Annotated in this window: 14 protein-coding genes; 6 read left to right on the forward strand and 8 right to left on the reverse strand. The window is 63.9% G+C overall.

Annotated elements, in window-relative coordinates:
• The first annotated feature begins 6 nt into the window (after positions 1-6).
• From ACX3P1_RS07485 to ACX3P1_RS07495, 3 genes are all read left to right on the forward strand, one after another.
• Complete coding sequence (locus ACX3P1_RS07485; RefSeq protein ID WP_459078931.1) at positions 7-1,608, forward strand: heme biosynthesis HemY N-terminal domain-containing protein; 1,602 nt, start codon at positions 7-9, stop codon at positions 1,606-1,608.
• A 51-nt stretch (positions 1,609-1,659) separates the two neighbouring features.
• Positions 1,660-2,142 (forward strand): tellurite resistance TerB family protein, encoded by a 483-nt coding sequence (locus ACX3P1_RS07490; protein ID WP_459078932.1) that lies wholly within the window; start codon positions 1,660-1,662, stop codon positions 2,140-2,142.
• A gap of 128 nt (positions 2,143-2,270) precedes the next feature.
• The gene (locus tag ACX3P1_RS07495) at positions 2,271-2,984 is read left to right on the forward strand and encodes a glutamine amidotransferase (RefSeq protein ID WP_459078933.1); all 714 of its coding nucleotides are present in this window, start codon (positions 2,271-2,273) and stop codon (positions 2,982-2,984) included.
• Here the strand turns inward: ACX3P1_RS07495 and ACX3P1_RS07500 are convergent.
• A complete protein-coding gene (locus tag ACX3P1_RS07500; RefSeq protein WP_459078934.1) occupies positions 2,981-3,361 on the reverse strand; it encodes a DUF2794 domain-containing protein in 381 nt (126 codons plus the stop codon). The two genes, ACX3P1_RS07495 and ACX3P1_RS07500, sit on opposite strands and share 4 nt — an antisense overlap.
• Before the next feature lie 607 nt (positions 3,362-3,968).
• Here ACX3P1_RS07500 and ACX3P1_RS07505 point away from each other — a divergent pair.
• Positions 3,969-6,554 carry a TIGR02302 family protein gene (locus tag ACX3P1_RS07505; RefSeq protein ID WP_459078935.1) on the forward strand — a complete coding sequence of 862 codons (2,586 nt, stop codon included), beginning with the start codon at positions 3,969-3,971 and terminating at the stop codon, positions 6,552-6,554.
• Positions 6,555-6,653: 99 nt separating this feature from the next.
• Here the strand turns inward: ACX3P1_RS07505 and ACX3P1_RS07510 are convergent, their stop codons facing one another.
• Positions 6,654-8,690 carry an oxidoreductase gene (locus tag ACX3P1_RS07510; RefSeq protein ID WP_459078936.1) on the reverse strand — a complete coding sequence of 679 codons (2,037 nt, stop codon included), beginning with the start codon at positions 8,688-8,690 and terminating at the stop codon, positions 6,654-6,656.
• A 132-nt stretch (positions 8,691-8,822) separates the two neighbouring features.
• Between ACX3P1_RS07510 and ACX3P1_RS07515 the strand changes: the two genes are divergently transcribed.
• Complete coding sequence (locus ACX3P1_RS07515) at positions 8,823-9,482, forward strand: TetR/AcrR family transcriptional regulator (RefSeq protein ID WP_459078937.1); 660 nt, start codon at positions 8,823-8,825, stop codon at positions 9,480-9,482.
• On the opposite strand, the gene ACX3P1_RS07520 is transcribed toward ACX3P1_RS07515, so the two are convergent.
• From ACX3P1_RS07520 to ACX3P1_RS07530, 3 genes are all read right to left on the reverse strand, one after another.
• Complete coding sequence (locus ACX3P1_RS07520) at positions 9,445-10,203, reverse strand: amino acid ABC transporter ATP-binding protein (protein ID WP_459078938.1); 759 nt, start codon at positions 10,201-10,203, stop codon at positions 9,445-9,447. The two genes, ACX3P1_RS07515 and ACX3P1_RS07520, sit on opposite strands and share 38 nt — an antisense overlap.
• Complete coding sequence (locus ACX3P1_RS07525) at positions 10,200-10,880, reverse strand: amino acid ABC transporter permease (protein WP_459078939.1); 681 nt, start codon at positions 10,878-10,880, stop codon at positions 10,200-10,202. The genes ACX3P1_RS07520 and ACX3P1_RS07525 overlap by 4 nt, the downstream gene beginning before the upstream one ends.
• Before the next feature lie 139 nt (positions 10,881-11,019).
• Complete coding sequence (locus tag ACX3P1_RS07530) at positions 11,020-11,793, reverse strand: amino acid ABC transporter substrate-binding protein (RefSeq protein ID WP_459078940.1); 774 nt, start codon at positions 11,791-11,793, stop codon at positions 11,020-11,022.
• Positions 11,794-12,126: 333 nt separating this feature from the next.
• Here ACX3P1_RS07530 and ACX3P1_RS07535 point away from each other — a divergent pair, with 333 nt between their 5' ends.
• Positions 12,127-12,984, forward strand: coding sequence for an RNA polymerase factor sigma-32 (locus ACX3P1_RS07535; RefSeq protein WP_459079030.1), 858 nt, complete (start codon positions 12,127-12,129; stop codon positions 12,982-12,984).
• 14 nt (positions 12,985-12,998) lie between these two features.
• Here the strand turns inward: ACX3P1_RS07535 and ACX3P1_RS07540 are convergent, their stop codons facing one another.
• From ACX3P1_RS07540 to thiP, 3 genes are all read right to left on the reverse strand, one after another.
• A complete protein-coding gene (locus ACX3P1_RS07540; RefSeq protein WP_459079031.1) occupies positions 12,999-14,402 on the reverse strand; it encodes a M48 family metalloprotease in 1,404 nt (467 codons plus the stop codon).
• 287 nt (positions 14,403-14,689) lie between these two features.
• A complete protein-coding gene (gene thiQ / locus ACX3P1_RS07545) occupies positions 14,690-15,463 on the reverse strand; it encodes a thiamine ABC transporter ATP-binding protein (protein ID WP_459078941.1) in 774 nt (257 codons plus the stop codon).
• Entirely contained in the window at positions 15,460-17,082 is a 1,623-nt protein-coding gene (gene thiP / locus ACX3P1_RS07550; RefSeq protein WP_459078942.1) for a thiamine/thiamine pyrophosphate ABC transporter permease, read from the reverse strand. The genes thiQ and thiP overlap by 4 nt, the downstream gene beginning before the upstream one ends.
• Positions 17,083-17,091: the final 9 nt, after the last annotated feature.

Below are 17,091 nucleotides of genomic sequence, written 5' to 3' on the forward strand. Positions count from 1 at the left end.
ACCCAGATGATCCGCATTCTCGTTTTCCTCGCCATCGTCTTCGCGCTGGGCCTCGGCTTTGCCTGGCTGGCGGACCGGCCGGGCGACATGGTCGTCACCTTCAACGGCTACCAGTATCAGGTCAGCCTGATGGTGGCGGCGGTGGCCGTGGTGGCTGTCGTTGCAGTGGTGATGATCCTCTGGTGGCTGCTCAAGTCGATCTGGAACAGCCCCTACACTATCGCGCGGCATTTTCGCGTGCGTCGCCGCGACCGGGGCTATCAGGCGCTGTCGACGGGCATGATCGCTGCCGGTGCGGGCGACGCAGCGCTGGCGCGCAAGAAAGCGAAGGAGGCGGCCAAGCTGATCCGCTCCGACCAGGAGCCGCTGATCCATCTTCTGGATGCGCAGGCTTCGCTGCTTGAAGGCGACCACGAGACGGCGCGCGGGAAATTCGAGGCCATGCTCGACGATCCGGAAATGCGCCTGCTTGGCCTGCGGGGACTTTATCTCGAGGCCGAAAGGCTGGGCGACCGCAATGCCGCCCGCCACTATGCCGGGCGCGCGGCGCAAGTGGCGCCGCAACTGGCCTGGGCGGCTGAATCGACGCTGGAAGAACTGACCCAGCGCGCCGATTGGGACGGCGCGCTCAAACTGGTCAACGCGCAGAAATCGACACGGCAGATCGAGCCGGAATCGGCCAACAACCGCCGTTCCGTGCTGCTTACCGCCAAGGCGCAGGCCTTGTTCGACAGCGACCCCGATGCGGCGAGGACGGCGGCGCTCGAAGCCAACCGCCTGCGCCCCGGCTTCGCACCGGCCGCTGTCGCTGCCGCCCGCGCGCTGTTTCGGCACAACGATGTGCGCAAAGGCGCAAAAATCCTCGAGGCGGCATGGAAGGCCGAGCCGCATCCCGAGATCGCTGAACTCTATACGCATGCCCGGCCCGGCGATGCGGTTCTCGACCGCTTGAACCGGGCGCGCAAACTGCAGGAACTGAAGCGGAACAATGCCGAATCCTCGATGGCGGTAGCGCGCGCTGCGCTCGACGCGCAGGACTTTGCGACAGCGCGCCGCGAGGCCGAGACGGCGATCCGCATCGACCCTCGCGAGGGGGCTTACCTGTTGTTGGCCGACATCGAGGAGGCCGATACGGGCGACCAGGGTAAGGTCAGGCAACTTCTGTCCAAGGCGGTGCGGGCGCCGCGCGATCCGGAATGGGTTGCCGACGGCGTCGCTTCCGAGTGCTGGGCACCGGTATCGCCGGTCACGGGCAGGCTCGACGCGTTCGAATGGCGCGCGCCGATGGAACGGCTTGGCCAACTGATCGAAAGCGACGAAGACCGGCCGGAGATCGATGCTCCCGTGCTTGCCGCGCCGACAGCGTCGCCGGTTGTGGTTGAGGCCGATCGCCCGGTACTCCTGCCGAAGGCTGCTCCGGTGGAGAAGGAACCGGCAACTGCAGGCGATTCCATCGCACCGGTTACGGCTGCCGAACTGGCCGCCGTGCCGATCGATGAAGAGGCGATTGAGCCGGCCGAACCGATGCGCCTTCCCGACGACCCAGGCATCGAGCCGGAGGACGAGGAGCCGGATGCGAAATCGTCCGGTCGCTTTCGTTTGTTTTGATCGTGATCCGCTTCCGCGCTAAGTCAGTGTGTGGTGAATCGGAGGAGTTTGATGTTCGAGCGCGTACTGTCCTTTCTCAAGGAATTACCGGGCGGCGCCGGCCGGGGCGCCGCGCAGGCGGACGATCCGCGTGTCGCGGCTTCGGCCCTGCTTTATCATGTCATGGACGCCGATGGCGCCCGACAGGACGTCGAGTGGGCCAAATTCAAGGCGGTGCTGTCGCAAAGCTACGGCGTGACAGGCGCGGAACTCGACGCACTGGCCAAGGCCGGTGAAAAGGCGGACGGCGAGGCGGTCGATCTCTATGCCTTCACCAGCGTGCTGAAGCGCCATCTCGACGCCGACGGCCGCAAGGCTTTTGTCGGGTTGATGTGGAGTATCGTCTATGCGGACGGCGAACTGCACGAACTGGAAGACGATGTCGTGTGGCGGGTTGCCGAATTGCTGGGCGTGGAGCGGCAGGACCGCATCGCCGCCCGGCAAAAGGCAGCCGCGGAATGGCCCCAGGCCGGCGGCGTCTCCAGCGACGATTAAAGCATGTCTCCCGAGAGTGGGCACCGGTTTCGGGAGACATGCGAGAAAACAAGACCTAAAGCTCGGCAAGCGAATCTGAAAGATCGCGACGTGCTTTAGGCGGTGTGGACAGTCAGGATTTTCCAGGAATGCCATCACAGCCATGCCGGCCAAAAATCCTCATCGTTCTGCATCAGGAAAACTCCAGTCCGGGCCGCGTCGGCCACATGCTTCTGGAAGCGGGCTTCGATCTCGATATTCGGCGTCCGCCGCTGGGCGACGCCCTGCCTGAAACACTGGACGATCATGCCGGAACGGTCATGTTCGGCGGCCCGATGAGCGCCAATGACAGCGACGAATTCGTCCGCCGCGAAACCGATTGGCTCGCCGTCCCGCTGAAGGAGAACCGCCCCTTTCTCGGCATTTGCCTGGGCGCGCAGATGCTGGTCAACCATCTCGGCGGCAAGGTCGAAAGCCATGGCGACGGGCTGGTCGAGATCGGCTGGTATCCGCTCAAGGCAACCGAGGAGGGCGAAAGGCTGATGCGGTGGCCGAGCCAAGTCTATCAGTTCCACCGCGAGGGCTTTTCGCTGCCGCGCGGCGCGACCCTTCTGGCCACCTGCGGAACCTATCCCAACCAGGCTTTCCGCTATGGCGAAAATGCCTGGGGCGTCCAGTTCCACGCCGAACTGACCCGAATGATGATGCACCGCTGGGTGGTGCACGGTGCGCACCGCTTCGAGCTTCCGGGCGCGCAACCCGGCCGCGACCATCTTGGCGGCCGGCTGATCTGGGACATGCATCTCAGGCGCTGGCTCGGCGAGTTCCTGCAGACGGTGTTCGGAACGCTGGAACCGCGCTAGGCGTCGACCAGCTTCAAAGTCCGATCGAACACGCCAAGCACCCGGGTCAATTCGTGGCCGCGCTTGAGGATGCGCCCGCCGGCGGCGACAACACTGAAAGCGCCCTGCTTTCGCGCCAGCCGGGGGTCTTTCACGATCTGGAAAAGCGGCACCTCGCTGGTGCGGCGAAACACGGAGAATATGGCGCGGTCGCTCAGATGGTCGATGGCATAGTCGCGCCACTCATTGGCGGCAACCATGCGGCCGTACAGCCTCAATATCTGTTCCAGTTCCCGCCGTTCGAACGCGACCGGAAGATCGAGCCGTTGGCGGCGGGCCTCATGAAGCGGTATCAATATTCCCGATGCGTCCCCATCCTCCGAGCCACCATCGGTCATGCCAACCCTTTCACGGCTAAACGGCCCCAGCCTTGCATATCTGTTGTCTAGCCTAAGGTTGCGCTTTCGCCCGCCAATTGCAAGCCCGCGCCAAACCGGGGGACGACAGGTACTGCGCCGTAGTCCAGTCACGTTTGACGAACGCCCTGTCGGAATTGGTGATTTCCCGCCTTTTTTTAGCCATTTTTTACCCGCCCTGCCGCCCCATTGTCCGTCAATCTTGGCTGCGTTGCCTGAGACGGTTCGGTCCGGCACTTGCTCGTAAACCCCAAGCCCCCCGCCCACGGGCCTGAGTCGGATCGAACCAACCTCAGCCTTTGTTAAAAAGGCGAGGTGCGACGATTCCAGAATACAGGCCGGTGTCAGCAGCAAGCTGGCGTCGGCCTTTTCATATTCGGGACCCGCGTTACCGTCAGCGCCTCGCCTTTGCCGTGTTTGCTGCTATTCTAGAGCTTGTCTCCCGAAAGTGGGAACCGGTTTCGGGTAATGACATGCGAGAAAACAAAGACCTAAAGCTCGGCAAGCGAATCTGAAAGATTGCGACGTGCTTTAGAGCTTGTGAGGCTGAGCTGTTCGGGCCGGCCGCAAATAAAGCGACAAGGGGCCGATGACGGACCGACCCGCCACTGAAAGCAGAGGTCTTTCGGCCAGATTGGCCGTTAGCAGGCTGGCTACGCGATGCTCGATGGTTTTCGAGCGCGGCTGGCCGTTGCTGTTGCCGCTTCTCGTGGTCATGGCCTTGTTCCTCAGCACCGCCTGGTTCGGGCTTTTCGCGCGGATGCCGGACATTTTGCGGTTCGGCGTTCTTGCCGTGTTCTGCATCACCGCTCTTGCCGCGCTCTACCCGCTCCGCTTTTTCCGGCTGCCGAAGGCCGATGAGATCGACCGGCGCATCGAGGCCGCCAACGCCCTGCTGCACAGCCCGCTTCAGGCGCAGGCCGACAGGCCGAGCGGCCCGGAAAGGGGCTTTGCGCAAGCCTTGTGGCGCGAGCACCAGAAGCGCATGGCCGCGACGCTGGAGCGCGTTACCGCCGATGCTCCGCGACCGCAGGTTCCCGATCGCGACCCCTGGGGTCTGCGTGCAATTGCGGTGTTGGCCGTGGTCGTCGCCTTCGCATTTTCCTTCGGCCCGCTTGGCGGCCGGGCCGCAGACGCGTTTCGCGCAGGCGCAGTGCACGATGCGATCCCGCCTCGCGTCGACGCCTGGGTCACCCCACCGGCCTATACCGGCAAGCCGCCGATCTTCCTTACCGCGGTCGCAGGGCAGGATGGCGCCGCCGTCACCGTACCGGCGGGCAGCGAGGTTGCGCTGCGCGTTACCGGCGGGTCCGGCGAAGAAACGCTTGCCTTCGTCGATGCCAGCGGCAACAGCCGCGCCATCGAACCGACCGCCGCGCCGGCACCTGCCGCACAAATGGCGGCCGGGGGCGCGGCTCCAGCCAAGGCCAGGCAGTTCGCCGGCAAGCTCACTGTCGACGGCAGGCTGGCGCTGAAGGCGGCCGAGGATGAACTCGCGCATTGGACGTTTTCGGTCACGCCCGATGCGCGACCGGCAATCCGCTTCGTTGGCGAACCCAGGCACGCCGCCAATGGCACGACCGAATTGGCCTACCAGATCGACGACGATTATGGCGCGGCTTCGGCCAAGGCCGTCTTCGCGCTCGCTGACGCGCCTGCGCCCAACGCCCGGCCGCTTTACGGCCCGCCTGAAATGCCGTTGGCGCTGCCGCGCCGCGGCGGCAACGCGAACGCCGCCAAAACCATCAAGGATCTGACGGAGCATGTCTGGGCCGGCGCGCCGGTCACGTTGAAGCTTGTCGCGACCGACGATGCCGGGCAGACGGCAATGAGCGAAAGCAAGACGCTCGTCATGCCGGCCAGGCCGTTCACCAACCCGCTGGCGCTGGCGGTGATCGAGCAGCGCCGCCTGCTGGCTCTCGACGCCAACGCCAAGCAGCGCGTGCTCGACCTGATGGACGCGATCACGCTCAGGCCGGAAGACACGTTCGACAACATGACGCATTATTTGGCGATCATCAGCGCCAGAACGCGCCTGAAGCTGGCCGTCAGCGACGATCAGCTGCGCGACGAGGTCGGCTATCTGTGGCAGATCGCGCTCGGCATCGAGGAAGGCGATTTGTCGGCGGCGGAAAAGCGGCTTCGGCAGGCACAGCAGGCCTTGCAGGACGCGCTGAAGAACGGAGCCAGCGACGAAGAGATCGACAAGGCGATGAAGGAACTGCGCGAGGCGATGAACGATTTCCTCAAGGAATTCGCGCAGCGCCAGCAGAACCAGAAATCGGCCCAGACGCAGCAGGGGGCCAAGGAGCTTCGCCAGAGCGATCTGCAAAAGATGATGGACCAGATCGAAAACCTGGCGAAGTCCGGCAATCGCGACAAGGCGCAGGAATTGCTGTCGCAGCTCGAAAACATGATGAACAATCTGCAGGCCGGGCGTCAGCAGCAGCCGGGCCAGCAGGACAGCGAGATGCGCCGGCAGATGGACAAGCTCGGCGAGATCATGCGCCGCCAGCAGGAGATGATGAACGAGACGTTCCGCATGGATCAGGCGCAGCGCGGCCAGCAGCAGCGCGAACAGGGCGAACAAAATCCGTTCGGCGAACTGGACGATCAGGGCCAGCCCGGCGCACAGGGTAAACCGCAGGATGGCAAGCCCCAAGAAGGCAAGTCCATGACGCCGGAAGAGTTCGCCGAGGCCCTGAAGCAGTTGCAGGAGGGCCAGGGCAAACTGGAAGGCGACCTCGAAAAACTCAAGAAGGGCCTCGAGGGCATGGGGCTCGAGCCGAATGAAGGGTTCGGCCAGGCCGGCAAGTCGATGGACAGCGCCGAACAGGCGCTTGGGGAGGGCGAGGGCGACAATGCGGTTGGCCATCAGGGCAAGGCGCTGGAAGCCTTGCGCGACGGCGCCAGGAGCATGATGAAGCAGATGCAGGCCATGCAGGGCGACAAGGGCAACAGCCAGGGCGGCGCCCAGCGTGATGGCGCCCGCGATCCGCTTGGCCGGCCGCGCGCCACGCAGGGGCCGGACTTCGGCGATTCGGTCAAGGTGCCGGACGAGATAGACGTGCAGCGCGCCCGCCGGATTCTGGATGCCATCCGCAAGCGGCTGGGCAATGCGCTGTCGCCTGATATCGAGCGCAGCTATCTCGAACGCCTGCTCGAACTCAAATAGGGTATCGGGCCGCTAAGGCGGCTTGGGCCGCCTTCAGTTCATTGACAAAAGCATCTCTTTACCTGCCTTGGCGGCTTGGGCCGCCTTGCTTCGGCCTCCCTACAAATCCTTCACCAGCCGCAGCGCGTCATAGATCGACGCATGCGTATTGCGCGAGGCGACCGCATCGCCGATCCGGAACAGCTGGAACGCGCCTTGCCGGTTGCCGGCACTGGCCTGTGGCTTGCCTTCGATGAAATCGCCGTGGTCCAGCACGCCAAGATTGCTCGATTGCGGCTTCAGCTCGAAATAGAGCTCGTCCAGCGGGATGGTGCCGTGGTTGATGACGACCTGGTCGACATGCCGCTCCCTGGCAACGCCGCCATAATCGCTGCCGACGATGGCGACGAGGCCGTTGCCTTGCCGCTTCACGGCTTCCAGCCGGTAGGTCACGGTGAAGGTGGTGTCGAGCTTCTGCAACGAACGCATGTAGGGGACGAGGTTCATCGCCATGACTTCCGGCGCGAAGGAGCGGTCGGGTGTCATCACTTCGACCTTGCCGCCGCTCGCCGCAATGACCTCGGCCGCTTGCAGGCCGCTATGGTCGCCGGCGTCGTCGAACACCAGCACGTTGCTGCCCGGCTTGACGTCGCCGGAAATGATGTCCCAGGACGACACCACCAGATCGTTGCCGGCGCTCAATATTTCCGTATGCGGCACGCCGCCGGTGGCAATGATGACGACATCGGGTTTTTCGCCGAGCACCGCATCGGCGTCGGCCCATGTGCTGTAGTGGATGGTGACGCCTTTGGCCGTGCATTGCGCCACACGCCAATCGACGATGCCGATCATTTCGCGCCGGCGCTTGCTTTGCGCGGTCAGCCGGACCTGGCCGCCGGCATGGCTCGCGGCCTCGAACACCACCACCTCATGGCCGCGCTCGGCGGCAACGCGTGCGGCCTCCAGACCGGCCGGCCCGGCCCCGACGATGACGAATTTGCGCTTCTTCGCTGCCTTGGGGATGTCGTGCGGAATTTCCGTCTCGCGGCCCGTCGCCGGGTTGTGGATGCAATAGGCGGCTCCGCCCTGATAGATGCGGTCGAGGCAATAGGTTGCGCCGACGCAGGGACGGATATCGTGCTCGCGCCCCTCGACGATCTTGCGCACGATATGCGGGTCGGTCATGTGGGCGCGCGTCATGCCGACCATGTCGAGCTTGCCCGAGGCGATGGCATGGCGCGCGGTCGCCACATCCTGGATCTTGGCGGCGTGAAAGGTCGGGAAGTTCGTCGCGGCGCGGATCTCGCCGGCGAAATCCAGATGCGGCGAACTCGCCATGCCCTGCACCGGAATGACGTCGGTGAGGCCGGGGTCGGTATCGATATGGCCGCGGATGACGTTGAGGAAGTCGACCATGCCGCATTCCTTGAGCTTTTTTGAAATCTCAAACCCGTCCTTGCGGGTGACGCCGCCCTCCAGCACCTCGTCGGCGGTGTAGCGGATGCCGACGATGTAGTCCGGCCCGACCCGCTTGCGGATGGCGCGCAGCACGTCGAAGGTGAAGCGCAGGCGGTTGTCGAGCGAACCGCCATAAGGCTCGTCGAGATCGTTGGTCAGCGGCGACCAGAACTGATCCATCAGATGGCCGTAGGCCTGAAGCTCGATGCCGTCGAGGCCGGCGGCCTTCATGCGTTCGGCAGCGTCCGCATAGTCGGTGATGATGCGCTCGATGTCCCAGTCCTCGAGCTTCTTCGGGAAGGCGCGGTGGGCCGCTTCCCTTTCGTGCGAGGACGAGACGACCGGCAGCCAATAACCCTTGTCCCAGCGGGTGCGCCGACCGAGATGGGTAAGCTGGATCATCACTGCGGCGCCATGGTCGTGGCATTCGTCGGTCAGCGCCTTCAGCCACGGCACCACCTCGTCCTTGTAGACGAGAACATTGTTGAATACCGGCGGGCTGTCGCGCGACACCGCAGCAGAACCCGCCGTCATGGTCAGTGCGACGCCGCCCTTGGCCCGTTCCACATGATAGGCGCGGTAACGCTCCTTGGGCATGCCGTCTTCCGGATAGGCGGGTTCGTGCGAGGTCAGCATGAGCCGGTTGCGCAGCGTCAGGTGCTTCAACTGGTAGGGTTGCAGAAGGGGATCGTTCAACATGGATGGCTCCTGATCGACGCGGCGAAGTGAAATGTACAACGGTGTATATTATACGCACTTAAGTGTACGTTGAATAGACCACGCTGTACATTTTCATTGCGACTGCACGGCGTGCCTGCTAGACATTGCCCGATGGATCAGCGAGCGACCGATACGGGCTGGAGAGGCTCCGCAGAGACCTGGCTGGAAACGGCCTATGACGCGCTGATCGATGCAGGCGTCGACGCGGTGCGCATCCTTCCGCTTGCGCAGAAACTCAAGCTTTCGCGCACCAGCTTCTACTGGTTCTTCAAGGACAGGGATGCGCTGCTGGCGGCGCTGGTCGAACGCTGGCGCACCACGAATACGGGCGGCATCGTGCGGCAATCGCAGGCCTATGCCGAGAGCATTGCCGAAGCCATGCTCAACGTCTTCGATTGCTGGCTCGACGGCTCTCTTTTCGATTCACAGTTCGAGTTCGCCATCCGCAGTTGGGCGTTGCAGTCCGCCGAGGTCGCGGCGCACGTCGCCGAGGCGGATACGGCGCGGATCGCGACGCTGACGGCAATGTTCGTGCGCTTCGGCTGCGACGCCGCGCAGGCGGACGTGCGGGCACGCACCATCTATCTCGTCCAGATCGGCTACATCTCGATGAAGGCCGACGAAGATATGGCGACGCGCATGCAGCGCATCCCCGAATATGTCGAAATCTTCACCGGGCAGGCGCCGAAACCGCGCGAGATCGAGCGTTTTCACGCGCGATACGGTTTTTCAGCTACTTCGCTTCCGCTTCCTGCCGCAGGGTCGCGATAAAGCGCTTGGTGCGCTCACGTTGCGGATTGCCGAACAACTCGGCCGACGGCCCGGTTTCGACGACGACACCGGCGTCGAGGAAAACCACTTCGCGCGCGATTTTCGAGGCGAGGCGAAGATCGTGCGTCGCCATCACCATCGTCGTGCCTTCGTTGGCCAATGTACCCAGCACATCGACAACTTCCTGCGCCAGTTCGGGATCGAGCGCCGAGGTCGGCTCGTCGCACAAAAGCACTTTTGGGGAAGGTGCCAGCGCCCGCGCAATCGCCACGCGCTGCTGCTGGCCGCCTGACAGGGTCGCCGGCCATGCATCGGCCTTGTGCGCCATGCCGACTTTTTCGAGCAGCTCCATTGCCCGTTCCCGCGCTCGGGCGGTTGGCCATCTCAGCACGGTCGTCAGGCCTTCCATGACGTTCTCGATCGCGGTGCGATGCGGGAACAGCTGGAAATTCTGGAACACCATGCCGGTCTGGCGGCGAAGCCGCTGGATGTCCTTCGTGGCAAGCCGTTCTCCCGGCTTGAACACCAGCGTGTCGTCGCCGATGCGAACGCTGCCGGAGGTCGGGATCTCCAGCAGGTTGATGCAGCGCAGGAGCGTGCTCTTGCCGCCGCCCGAGGGACCGACAAGGGCCGTGACGCTGCCCTCCGTGATGGTGACGCTGACGCCCTTCAGCACATGGTTTTCGCCAAAATGCTTTTCGATGTCGGTAAGGCCGATCATGCCCGTGCCTCCAGGAAGCCGCCATAGCGGTTGAGGCGCACCTCGAGCCGCGTCTGCAGGGCCGACAGCACCGAACTCATGGCCAGATAGAGGATCGCCGCCTCGACATAGAGGATCAGCGGCTCGTAGGTGGTTGCGACGATGCGCTGGGCTGCCTGGAACATCTCGGGCACCGTGATGGCTGCGGCAAGCGACGTGTCCTTGACCAGTGAAATGAAGGTGTTGGAGAGCGGCGGCACCGCCACGCGCATCGCTTGCGGCAGAATGGTGCGGCGCATCGCCTGGCTCCAGCTCATGCCGATCGAATAGGCCGCCTCCCATTGGCCTTTCGCCACGGAACCGATGGCGGCGCGGATGATCTCGGATGTGTAGGCGCCGACATTGAGGGTGAAGCCGATCAGCGCGGCCGTAAAGTTGTCGAGCAGGATGCCGACCGAAGGCAGACCGTAGAAGATCAGGAACAGTTGCACCAGAAGCGGCGTGCCGCGAAAGATCCAGACATAGAAACGAACCAGGGCGACCAGCGGCTTCGGCCCGAACAGCCGGATCAGCGCCACCACCAGCCCGACAGTCAGCCCGAAGGCGAAGGACAGCAGCGTAAGCGGCGCGGTGAAGACGGCTGCGGCCCATAACAGGGGCCCGAGCGAATCCAGCATCAATTGCAGCCAATGGGGCACGGGAAACATCTCCTTGCGGGGTCACGGCTAGGGGCGGATACCGCCACTGGCACAGCCCAGTGCTTCATATCGTACGAAAAGCGGCGAGCCGTCAAAGACAACTCGCCGCATAAAAACCGGATTGGGAGCCGTCCGGTTCTTACTTCGAAACGTCCTGGCCGAAATATTTGTCGGCGATTTTCTGGTAGGTACCGTCGGCCTTGATGTCGGCCAGCGCCTTGTTGATCGCCTCGACCAGTTCCGGATCGCCCTTGCGCACGATGACGCCGGAATGGTCGGCGTTTTCTTCCTGCGCGGCGATCTTCACATTGGCGTCCGGCTTGTGCTTCTTGAAGTCGAGGAAGGACAGGCTGTCGTTGATGGTGGCGTCGGCGCGGCCGGTCAGAAGGAGCTGGATCGACTGATCGAAGCCTTCCGTGCCGACCAGTTCCGCGCCGTTCTCCTGCGCCAGCTTGCCGAAGTTCGAGGTCAGCGACTGCGCCGACTTCTTGCCCTTGAGATCGGCGAAGGACTTGATGTCGGTGTTGTCGCCCTTGACGATCAGCACCGCCTTGGAGGCGATATAGGGGTCGGAGAACGCATATTTCGCCTGGCGTTCCGGCGTAATGCCGACCTGGTTGATGACCGCGTCATAGCGCTTGCCGTCGAGGCCGGCGATCAGGCCGTCCCACTTGCCTTCGAGGAATTCGAGCTTGACGCCCAGCTTGGCGGCGATCGCCTCGCCGATCTCGACGTCGAAGCCGACCAGCTTGTTGTCGGTGTCATGGTAGGTGAAAGGCGCGTAGGTGCCTTCCGTGCCGATCTTGATGACGCCGTCGGCCTTGATCTGGTCGAGGTTGGCGCCGGCAAAGGAGGCGGTCAGCGCCAGCGCCTGCACGGCGCCGGCGATGATGAGTGAATTGAGCCATTTCATGGTGGGGTACCCTGCTTTCCGGCCGTTTCGCCGATGTTTGCCGACCGTTCGCCGGTGTTTGAATGAGGCGCAATCTGACAGAGTGGTCTTGGCAAAATAAGGAATGATTTTCTAATGATGGACCATATGGGGTATTTCATACCGAGTATCCCGGAAAGACGATGGTGTGCTCCCAGCGGTGGAAGCGCGATCGCTATTGCCGCCTGACCGACGGAACCATTTTCCGGCCCGGCACGTTATTTTCAGCCTAGGGCGATGCACGAACATTTCAAGCATTTACCCCGTCCGAGCGCCGGCATTTGAGTGCAGCCGGGTCTGATATGGGAGCGCGCAATTATGGAAGATACTGCCGGTCGTACCTTCATTCGCAGGGCCATGAAAGCTCCCTATCTCGAGCGCGAGGAGGAACATCTGCTGGCGCTGCGCTGGAAGCAGGACAACGATCAGAATGCGCTGCATTGCATGACGGTGGCCCATATGCGCCTCGTCATTTCGATGGCGTCTAAATTCCGGCATTTCGGCCTGCCTGCCGGCGACCTGATCCAGGAGGGCCATGTCGGCCTACTGGAAGCCGCCGCCCGTTTCGACCCGGATCGGGAGGTCCGCTTTTCCACCTATGCGACGTGGTGGATACGGGCTTCGATGCAGGACTACATATTGCGCAACTGGTCCATCGTTCGCGGCGGCACCAGTTCGGCGCAAAAAGCGTTGTTCTTCAACCTTCGACGCTTGCGCGCCCGTCTCGCCACTGGCGACGGCCCGCTGACGAACGATGCGCTCTACCGGCAGGTGTCCGACGCGCTCGGCGTTTCCGAAGCGGATGTGGCGATGATGGATTCCCGGCTTTCGGCGCCGGACAGTTCGCTTAACGCGCCGCTTGCCGATGAGACGGGTGCTGCGGAACGGATGGATTTCCTGGTTTCCGACACTCCGCTGCCCGATGAGATCGCAGGCGATGCGATCGATATCGAGCGGCGCGCGCTGTGGCTGCGGGAGGCGCTTCAGGGCCTTAACGGGCGTGAACTTCGGATCATCGAGGAGCGCCGGCTAAGCGATGAGGGGGCGACGCTAGAGGCGCTGGGCGCGCAACTGGGCATCTCCAAGGAACGCGTGCGCCAGATCGAGGTGCGCGCGATGGAGAAGCTTAAAACCGCGCTGGTAAAGCAGAACCCCGAATTCCTGGCCGCCTGAACGGCATCCGGCCCCTATCTATCGGTAACGATTTTCACCTTGTCGCCGGCCGAGACGCTGGCGCCGGGAGACATGGCGTTCAGCACCAGGAACAGGTCCAGCTTGCGGTCGACACCGACCATCATGGCCGACAGCGTACCGATCGTCTGGCCCGGCTTTACGGTGACGACACGGATGTGCAGCGGCTTCAGCGCGGCCTTTTCGGCGGCGCTCAGGACGCGGAAACTGCCGCTGACCGTACGCGCCACGGCATCGAGCGAGGTGCTGGCCTTGGGTGCGGCGGTCAGCAACCGATAGACCTGCCCGTTGGCGCGGATGACGGCGATATCGAACTGCCAGCCATCGGCGCTGGCCTTGGCGACTGCCGCCTCGTTGCCGTCGATGGTTTCCTCGCGAACGCTGGCATTGTCGAGGCCGGCAACCCAGCCGCTGCGGACGTAATCGAGCAGAGAGCGGCTCTTGTCGATGGCTACGCCGTCGAAGCGCACCGCCATGTCGCCCGGTCCGGTGGCCGTCACCGCCGCTGCCGAATTGTCGATGGAAAAGCCGTCCGGCACCGAGAACGAAACGCCGAGGCGCGGATGCATGAAGGTGTTGCCGCGCACATAGCCTTCCTCGGGCGTATCGCCGTAGAGCAGGCCGTCTATGCCGGCCAGAAAGGAATTCCGGTCCACGGTGCCGACGCCGGGCGGGCCGAATTCGCGCGCGTGGCGCTGCGCCAATTCGATGCGCTGCGGCGTATTGGGGTGGGTCGCCAGGAAATCGAGGCTGGCATCGGTCGCGCCGCTGATCGAGCGGAAATCGGTATAGGCCGACATCGATTGCAGGAAGCGGCCGGCGGCATAGGGGTCGTAGCCGGCTTCGCCCACCGACTTGATGCCGATGGCGTCCGCCTCCAACTCCTGGTTGCGCGAAAACTGTGCCATCCGCAGCTTGCCGCGGATCAGCGCCGCCTTGGCGGTCGGGCTGTCGCCGAGCACGTCGGACACGACCTTGGTCGCCAGCACTTCCTCGGCTTCCTTTTGCTGGCGCTGCAGGCCATGGTTGGCGGTGACGTGCCCCATTTCATGCGCGATCACGGCGGCGAGTTCCGCCGAATCATTGGCCAATGCCAGAAGCCCGCGCGTGATGTAGAGATAGCCGCCCGGCAGCGCGAAGGCGTTGACGTTGGGCGAGTTCAGGATGGTGATGCGGTAGGTCTGGGTCGGGTTGGCCGACACCGTGGTGAGGCTGCCGACGACCTTGGCCACCATCCGCTCCAGCTTCGGGTCGGAATATTCACCGCCATAGGTTGCAAGAATGCGCGGGTGTTGCGCCTTGGCGAGTGCCGCGAGCTTGTTGTTGGCGGTGACGTTGTCGACCGTGACCGGCTTGTTTGATGGCTGGAATCCCGATTCCTGGATATCCGGCGTGACCATCTGGCACGCTGCGAGCGCAATAGCGAGGCCGCCCAGCGCGACGTATCGCGTCAGGGAACGCAGGCAAGTGCGGTGAACGCCGACAGGCAGGGTGGCTTCCTTTCGGGTTCCAGGGAACGGTTCGAGCATAACAATCTTCCGAAACCGGTCCTTCGCATCCCGGAATACGAACGGCCAAGCCACAAAAATCCGGCACCAAAAGAATCGGCCGAGCAGCCGGACCTAGCCATACTCAACCCTGCATGGCAAGGATTCCCCGTCGCCCATGCAGCGGTCTTGGCCGTAAATTATGTCTGCTTTCGGGCAACATCGCGTGATACGCCGTCACCGGTTTCCGTTCCGATATAGCGCCTGAACGCTTCAGGTCCAGCGCCGTCGAAAAAATCGGCCACCGACCCGGTCGCGGCAACCTTGCCATCCTCCACGAATACGATGGCCTTGGCCATGCGCCGTGCATCCTGCGGCTGGTGCGTGACGAACAGTACCGTCATGGCGCGCGCCTCCTGCAGGCCGGAAACTAGATCGAGCATGTCTTCGCGGAGCGCCGGCCCAAGCGAGGCGAAGGGCTCGTCGAGCAGCAGCGCCGGCCGTTCGCGCACCAGCACGCGGGCAAGCGCCGCCCGTTGGCGCTCGCCGCCGGACAATTCATGCGGCAGGCGCTTTTCCTTGCCGGCAAGTCCGGTTTGCGCAAGCGCATCAGTAACAGCCGCGCGGTCGGCATCGCCCAACCTCAAGGCCGGCGAACGGCCCAGCCCGACATTCTGCTCGACGCTCAGATGCGCAAAAAGGTTGTTCTCCTGAAACACCATCGAAACGGGTCGCGCCGCCGGCGGGTCTGCGGTGACATCCCTGTGGGCGATCAGCACGCGGCCGCACTGCGGCGTCTCGAAGCCAGCAACCAGATTGAGCAGCGTCGATTTTCCCGAACCGCTCGGCCCCATGATGGCGGTGACGGTTGCCGGCGCGAACGCGACATCGAAGAAAAGCGGGGCCTCGCCATAGCTGAAAGAAGCTTGGTCGAGGCGTACGGCAGCCGCCATTTTTTCCGCACCGGCGTTCATGACGGCTTTTCCTTTCCCATGCGGGTGGCGGCAAACATCAGCGCAAGGCAGACAAGCCCCAGCAACAGCGCCAGTCCGGCGGCATCCTGCGTGCGGTAGCTGCCCATGCGGCCCAGCAGAAGATAGGGCAGCGTCTGCACGGCGTCGCTGCCGAACAGGGCGATGACGCCAAGATCGCCGAGCGACAGCGCCATGGCGAAGGCGAAGGCCGTGGCAAACGGGCGGCGAAGCGAAGGCCAGTCGATCAGCCTCAGCCGGTTCCAGCCCGAAATGCCGAGCAGCGCGCACAGTTTCTCGTGGCGCTCGCTGGCCGCATCATAGGCCGGGCGCACGGCGCGAACGGCGAAGGGCATCGCCATCACCGCATTGACGGTCACGACCATGATGGGCGCGATGGCGAAGACATCGGCGAAATGGCGAAGCAGCAGGAACCAGCCCGCGCCGATGACGATGGGCGGCACCACCAGCACGAAGCTTGCGCCTGTGTCGGTCAAATGTTCCAGCAGCGATTTCTTCGCGCCGCCCTTGCGGCGTAGCGCCAGCGCCCGGCGCGCCGTCACCAGCGAGAGCGAAAGCAGCACGCAAAGCAGCGCCGACAAGACGGCCAGGACGATGCTGGTCAGCGTCGCCTGCCGCACAGCGTCTTCGCCGGCGAGCCGGCCAAGGTCGGCCTGAAGGCCGGCTACAACCGTTGCAAGCATCGGCCCGGCGACGAACAGCAGCGCCACAAGAATGAGTGTGGAATTGAGCGCCGTCTCGGTCCTGCCCGGCGTTGAGAACCGGCGCGGCGCGACCGGCAGATTGGCGTCGCCGGTGGTGTTGGCGCCAAGGCGCGCCAGCGCCAGCACCACGGCAAAGGTAAGCGCAACCTGCAAGGCGGTCAGCGCCACGGCGCGGGCGGGGTCGAAATCGAAGCGCAGCGCCTGGTAGATGGCGACTTCCAGCGTGGTCGCGCGAGGCCCGCCGCCCATCATCAAAACGATGGTGAAGGAGGTGACGCACAGCATGAAGACGAGACCGGCAACCCCCGGCACGGCCTGCCGTAGTGCCGGCCATTCGATCAGCCGGAAGGCGGAACGCGGCCCCATGCCAAGTTGGCTGGCCAGCCGCCACTGGTCGGCCGGCACGGTCTGCAACACTTCCAGGAACAGCCGCACGCAAAGCGGCAGGTTGAAGAAGACATGGGCGACGAGAATGCCGGAAATGCCGTAGATGCCGGGCCAGCTTTCACCGCCGATGGTGGAGAAAATGCCGGCGAGATAACCGGCGCGGCCATAGAGCGCCAGAACGCCCAGCGCGACGACGATGGAGGGCAGCGCCAGCGGCACGGCGAATAATTGCAGGATGACGCTGCGGCCGAAAAAGCGCGGATGCCGCGACAAGGCGCGCGCCACGAACAGCGCCGGCAGCACCGACAAAAGCGTCGATAGCGTAGCCTGCCAAAGCGTGAAGCGAACGACGCGGAAGAGATAGGAATCGAAGGCGGCGACCGCGCCAGAAGTGTTCTGCACACCCTCGACGGCGAGGCCCGCGAAGGCGCCGCCGATCAGGATGGTGACGAAGCCAAGTGCGGCAAGGCCGGTGGCGATGCGAGGATCGGCGGGATGGCCAACGCGCATGGCCTAGCA

The organism is Mesorhizobium sp. A623 (assembly GCF_054489405.1).

Excerpts from the sequence above, each read along its gene's own strand:
- ACX3P1_RS07485 (WP_459078931.1), top strand. The coding sequence starts at position 7 with ATGATCCGCATTCTCGTTTTCCTCGCCATCGTCTTCGCGCTGGGCCTC.
- ACX3P1_RS07490 (WP_459078932.1), top strand. The coding sequence starts at position 1,660 with ATGTTCGAGCGCGTACTGTCCTTTCTCAAGGAATTACCGGGCGGCGCC.
- ACX3P1_RS07495 (WP_459078933.1), top strand. The coding sequence starts at position 2,271 with ATGCCATCACAGCCATGCCGGCCAAAAATCCTCATCGTTCTGCATCAG.
- ACX3P1_RS07500 (WP_459078934.1), bottom strand. The coding sequence starts at position 3,361 with ATGACCGATGGTGGCTCGGAGGATGGGGACGCATCGGGAATATTGATA.
- ACX3P1_RS07505 (WP_459078935.1), top strand. The coding sequence starts at position 3,969 with ATGACGGACCGACCCGCCACTGAAAGCAGAGGTCTTTCGGCCAGATTG.
- ACX3P1_RS07510 (WP_459078936.1), bottom strand. The coding sequence starts at position 8,690 with ATGTTGAACGATCCCCTTCTGCAACCCTACCAGTTGAAGCACCTGACG.
- ACX3P1_RS07515 (WP_459078937.1), top strand. The coding sequence starts at position 8,823 with ATGGATCAGCGAGCGACCGATACGGGCTGGAGAGGCTCCGCAGAGACC.
- ACX3P1_RS07520 (WP_459078938.1), bottom strand. The coding sequence starts at position 10,203 with ATGATCGGCCTTACCGACATCGAAAAGCATTTTGGCGAAAACCATGTG.
- ACX3P1_RS07530 (WP_459078940.1), bottom strand. The coding sequence starts at position 11,793 with ATGAAATGGCTCAATTCACTCATCATCGCCGGCGCCGTGCAGGCGCTG.
- ACX3P1_RS07540 (WP_459079031.1), bottom strand. The coding sequence starts at position 14,402 with ATGGTCACGCCGGATATCCAGGAATCGGGATTCCAGCCATCAAACAAG.
- thiQ (WP_459078941.1), bottom strand. The coding sequence starts at position 15,463 with ATGAACGCCGGTGCGGAAAAAATGGCGGCTGCCGTACGCCTCGACCAA.
- thiP (WP_459078942.1), bottom strand. The coding sequence starts at position 17,082 with ATGCGCGTTGGCCATCCCGCCGATCCTCGCATCGCCACCGGCCTTGCC.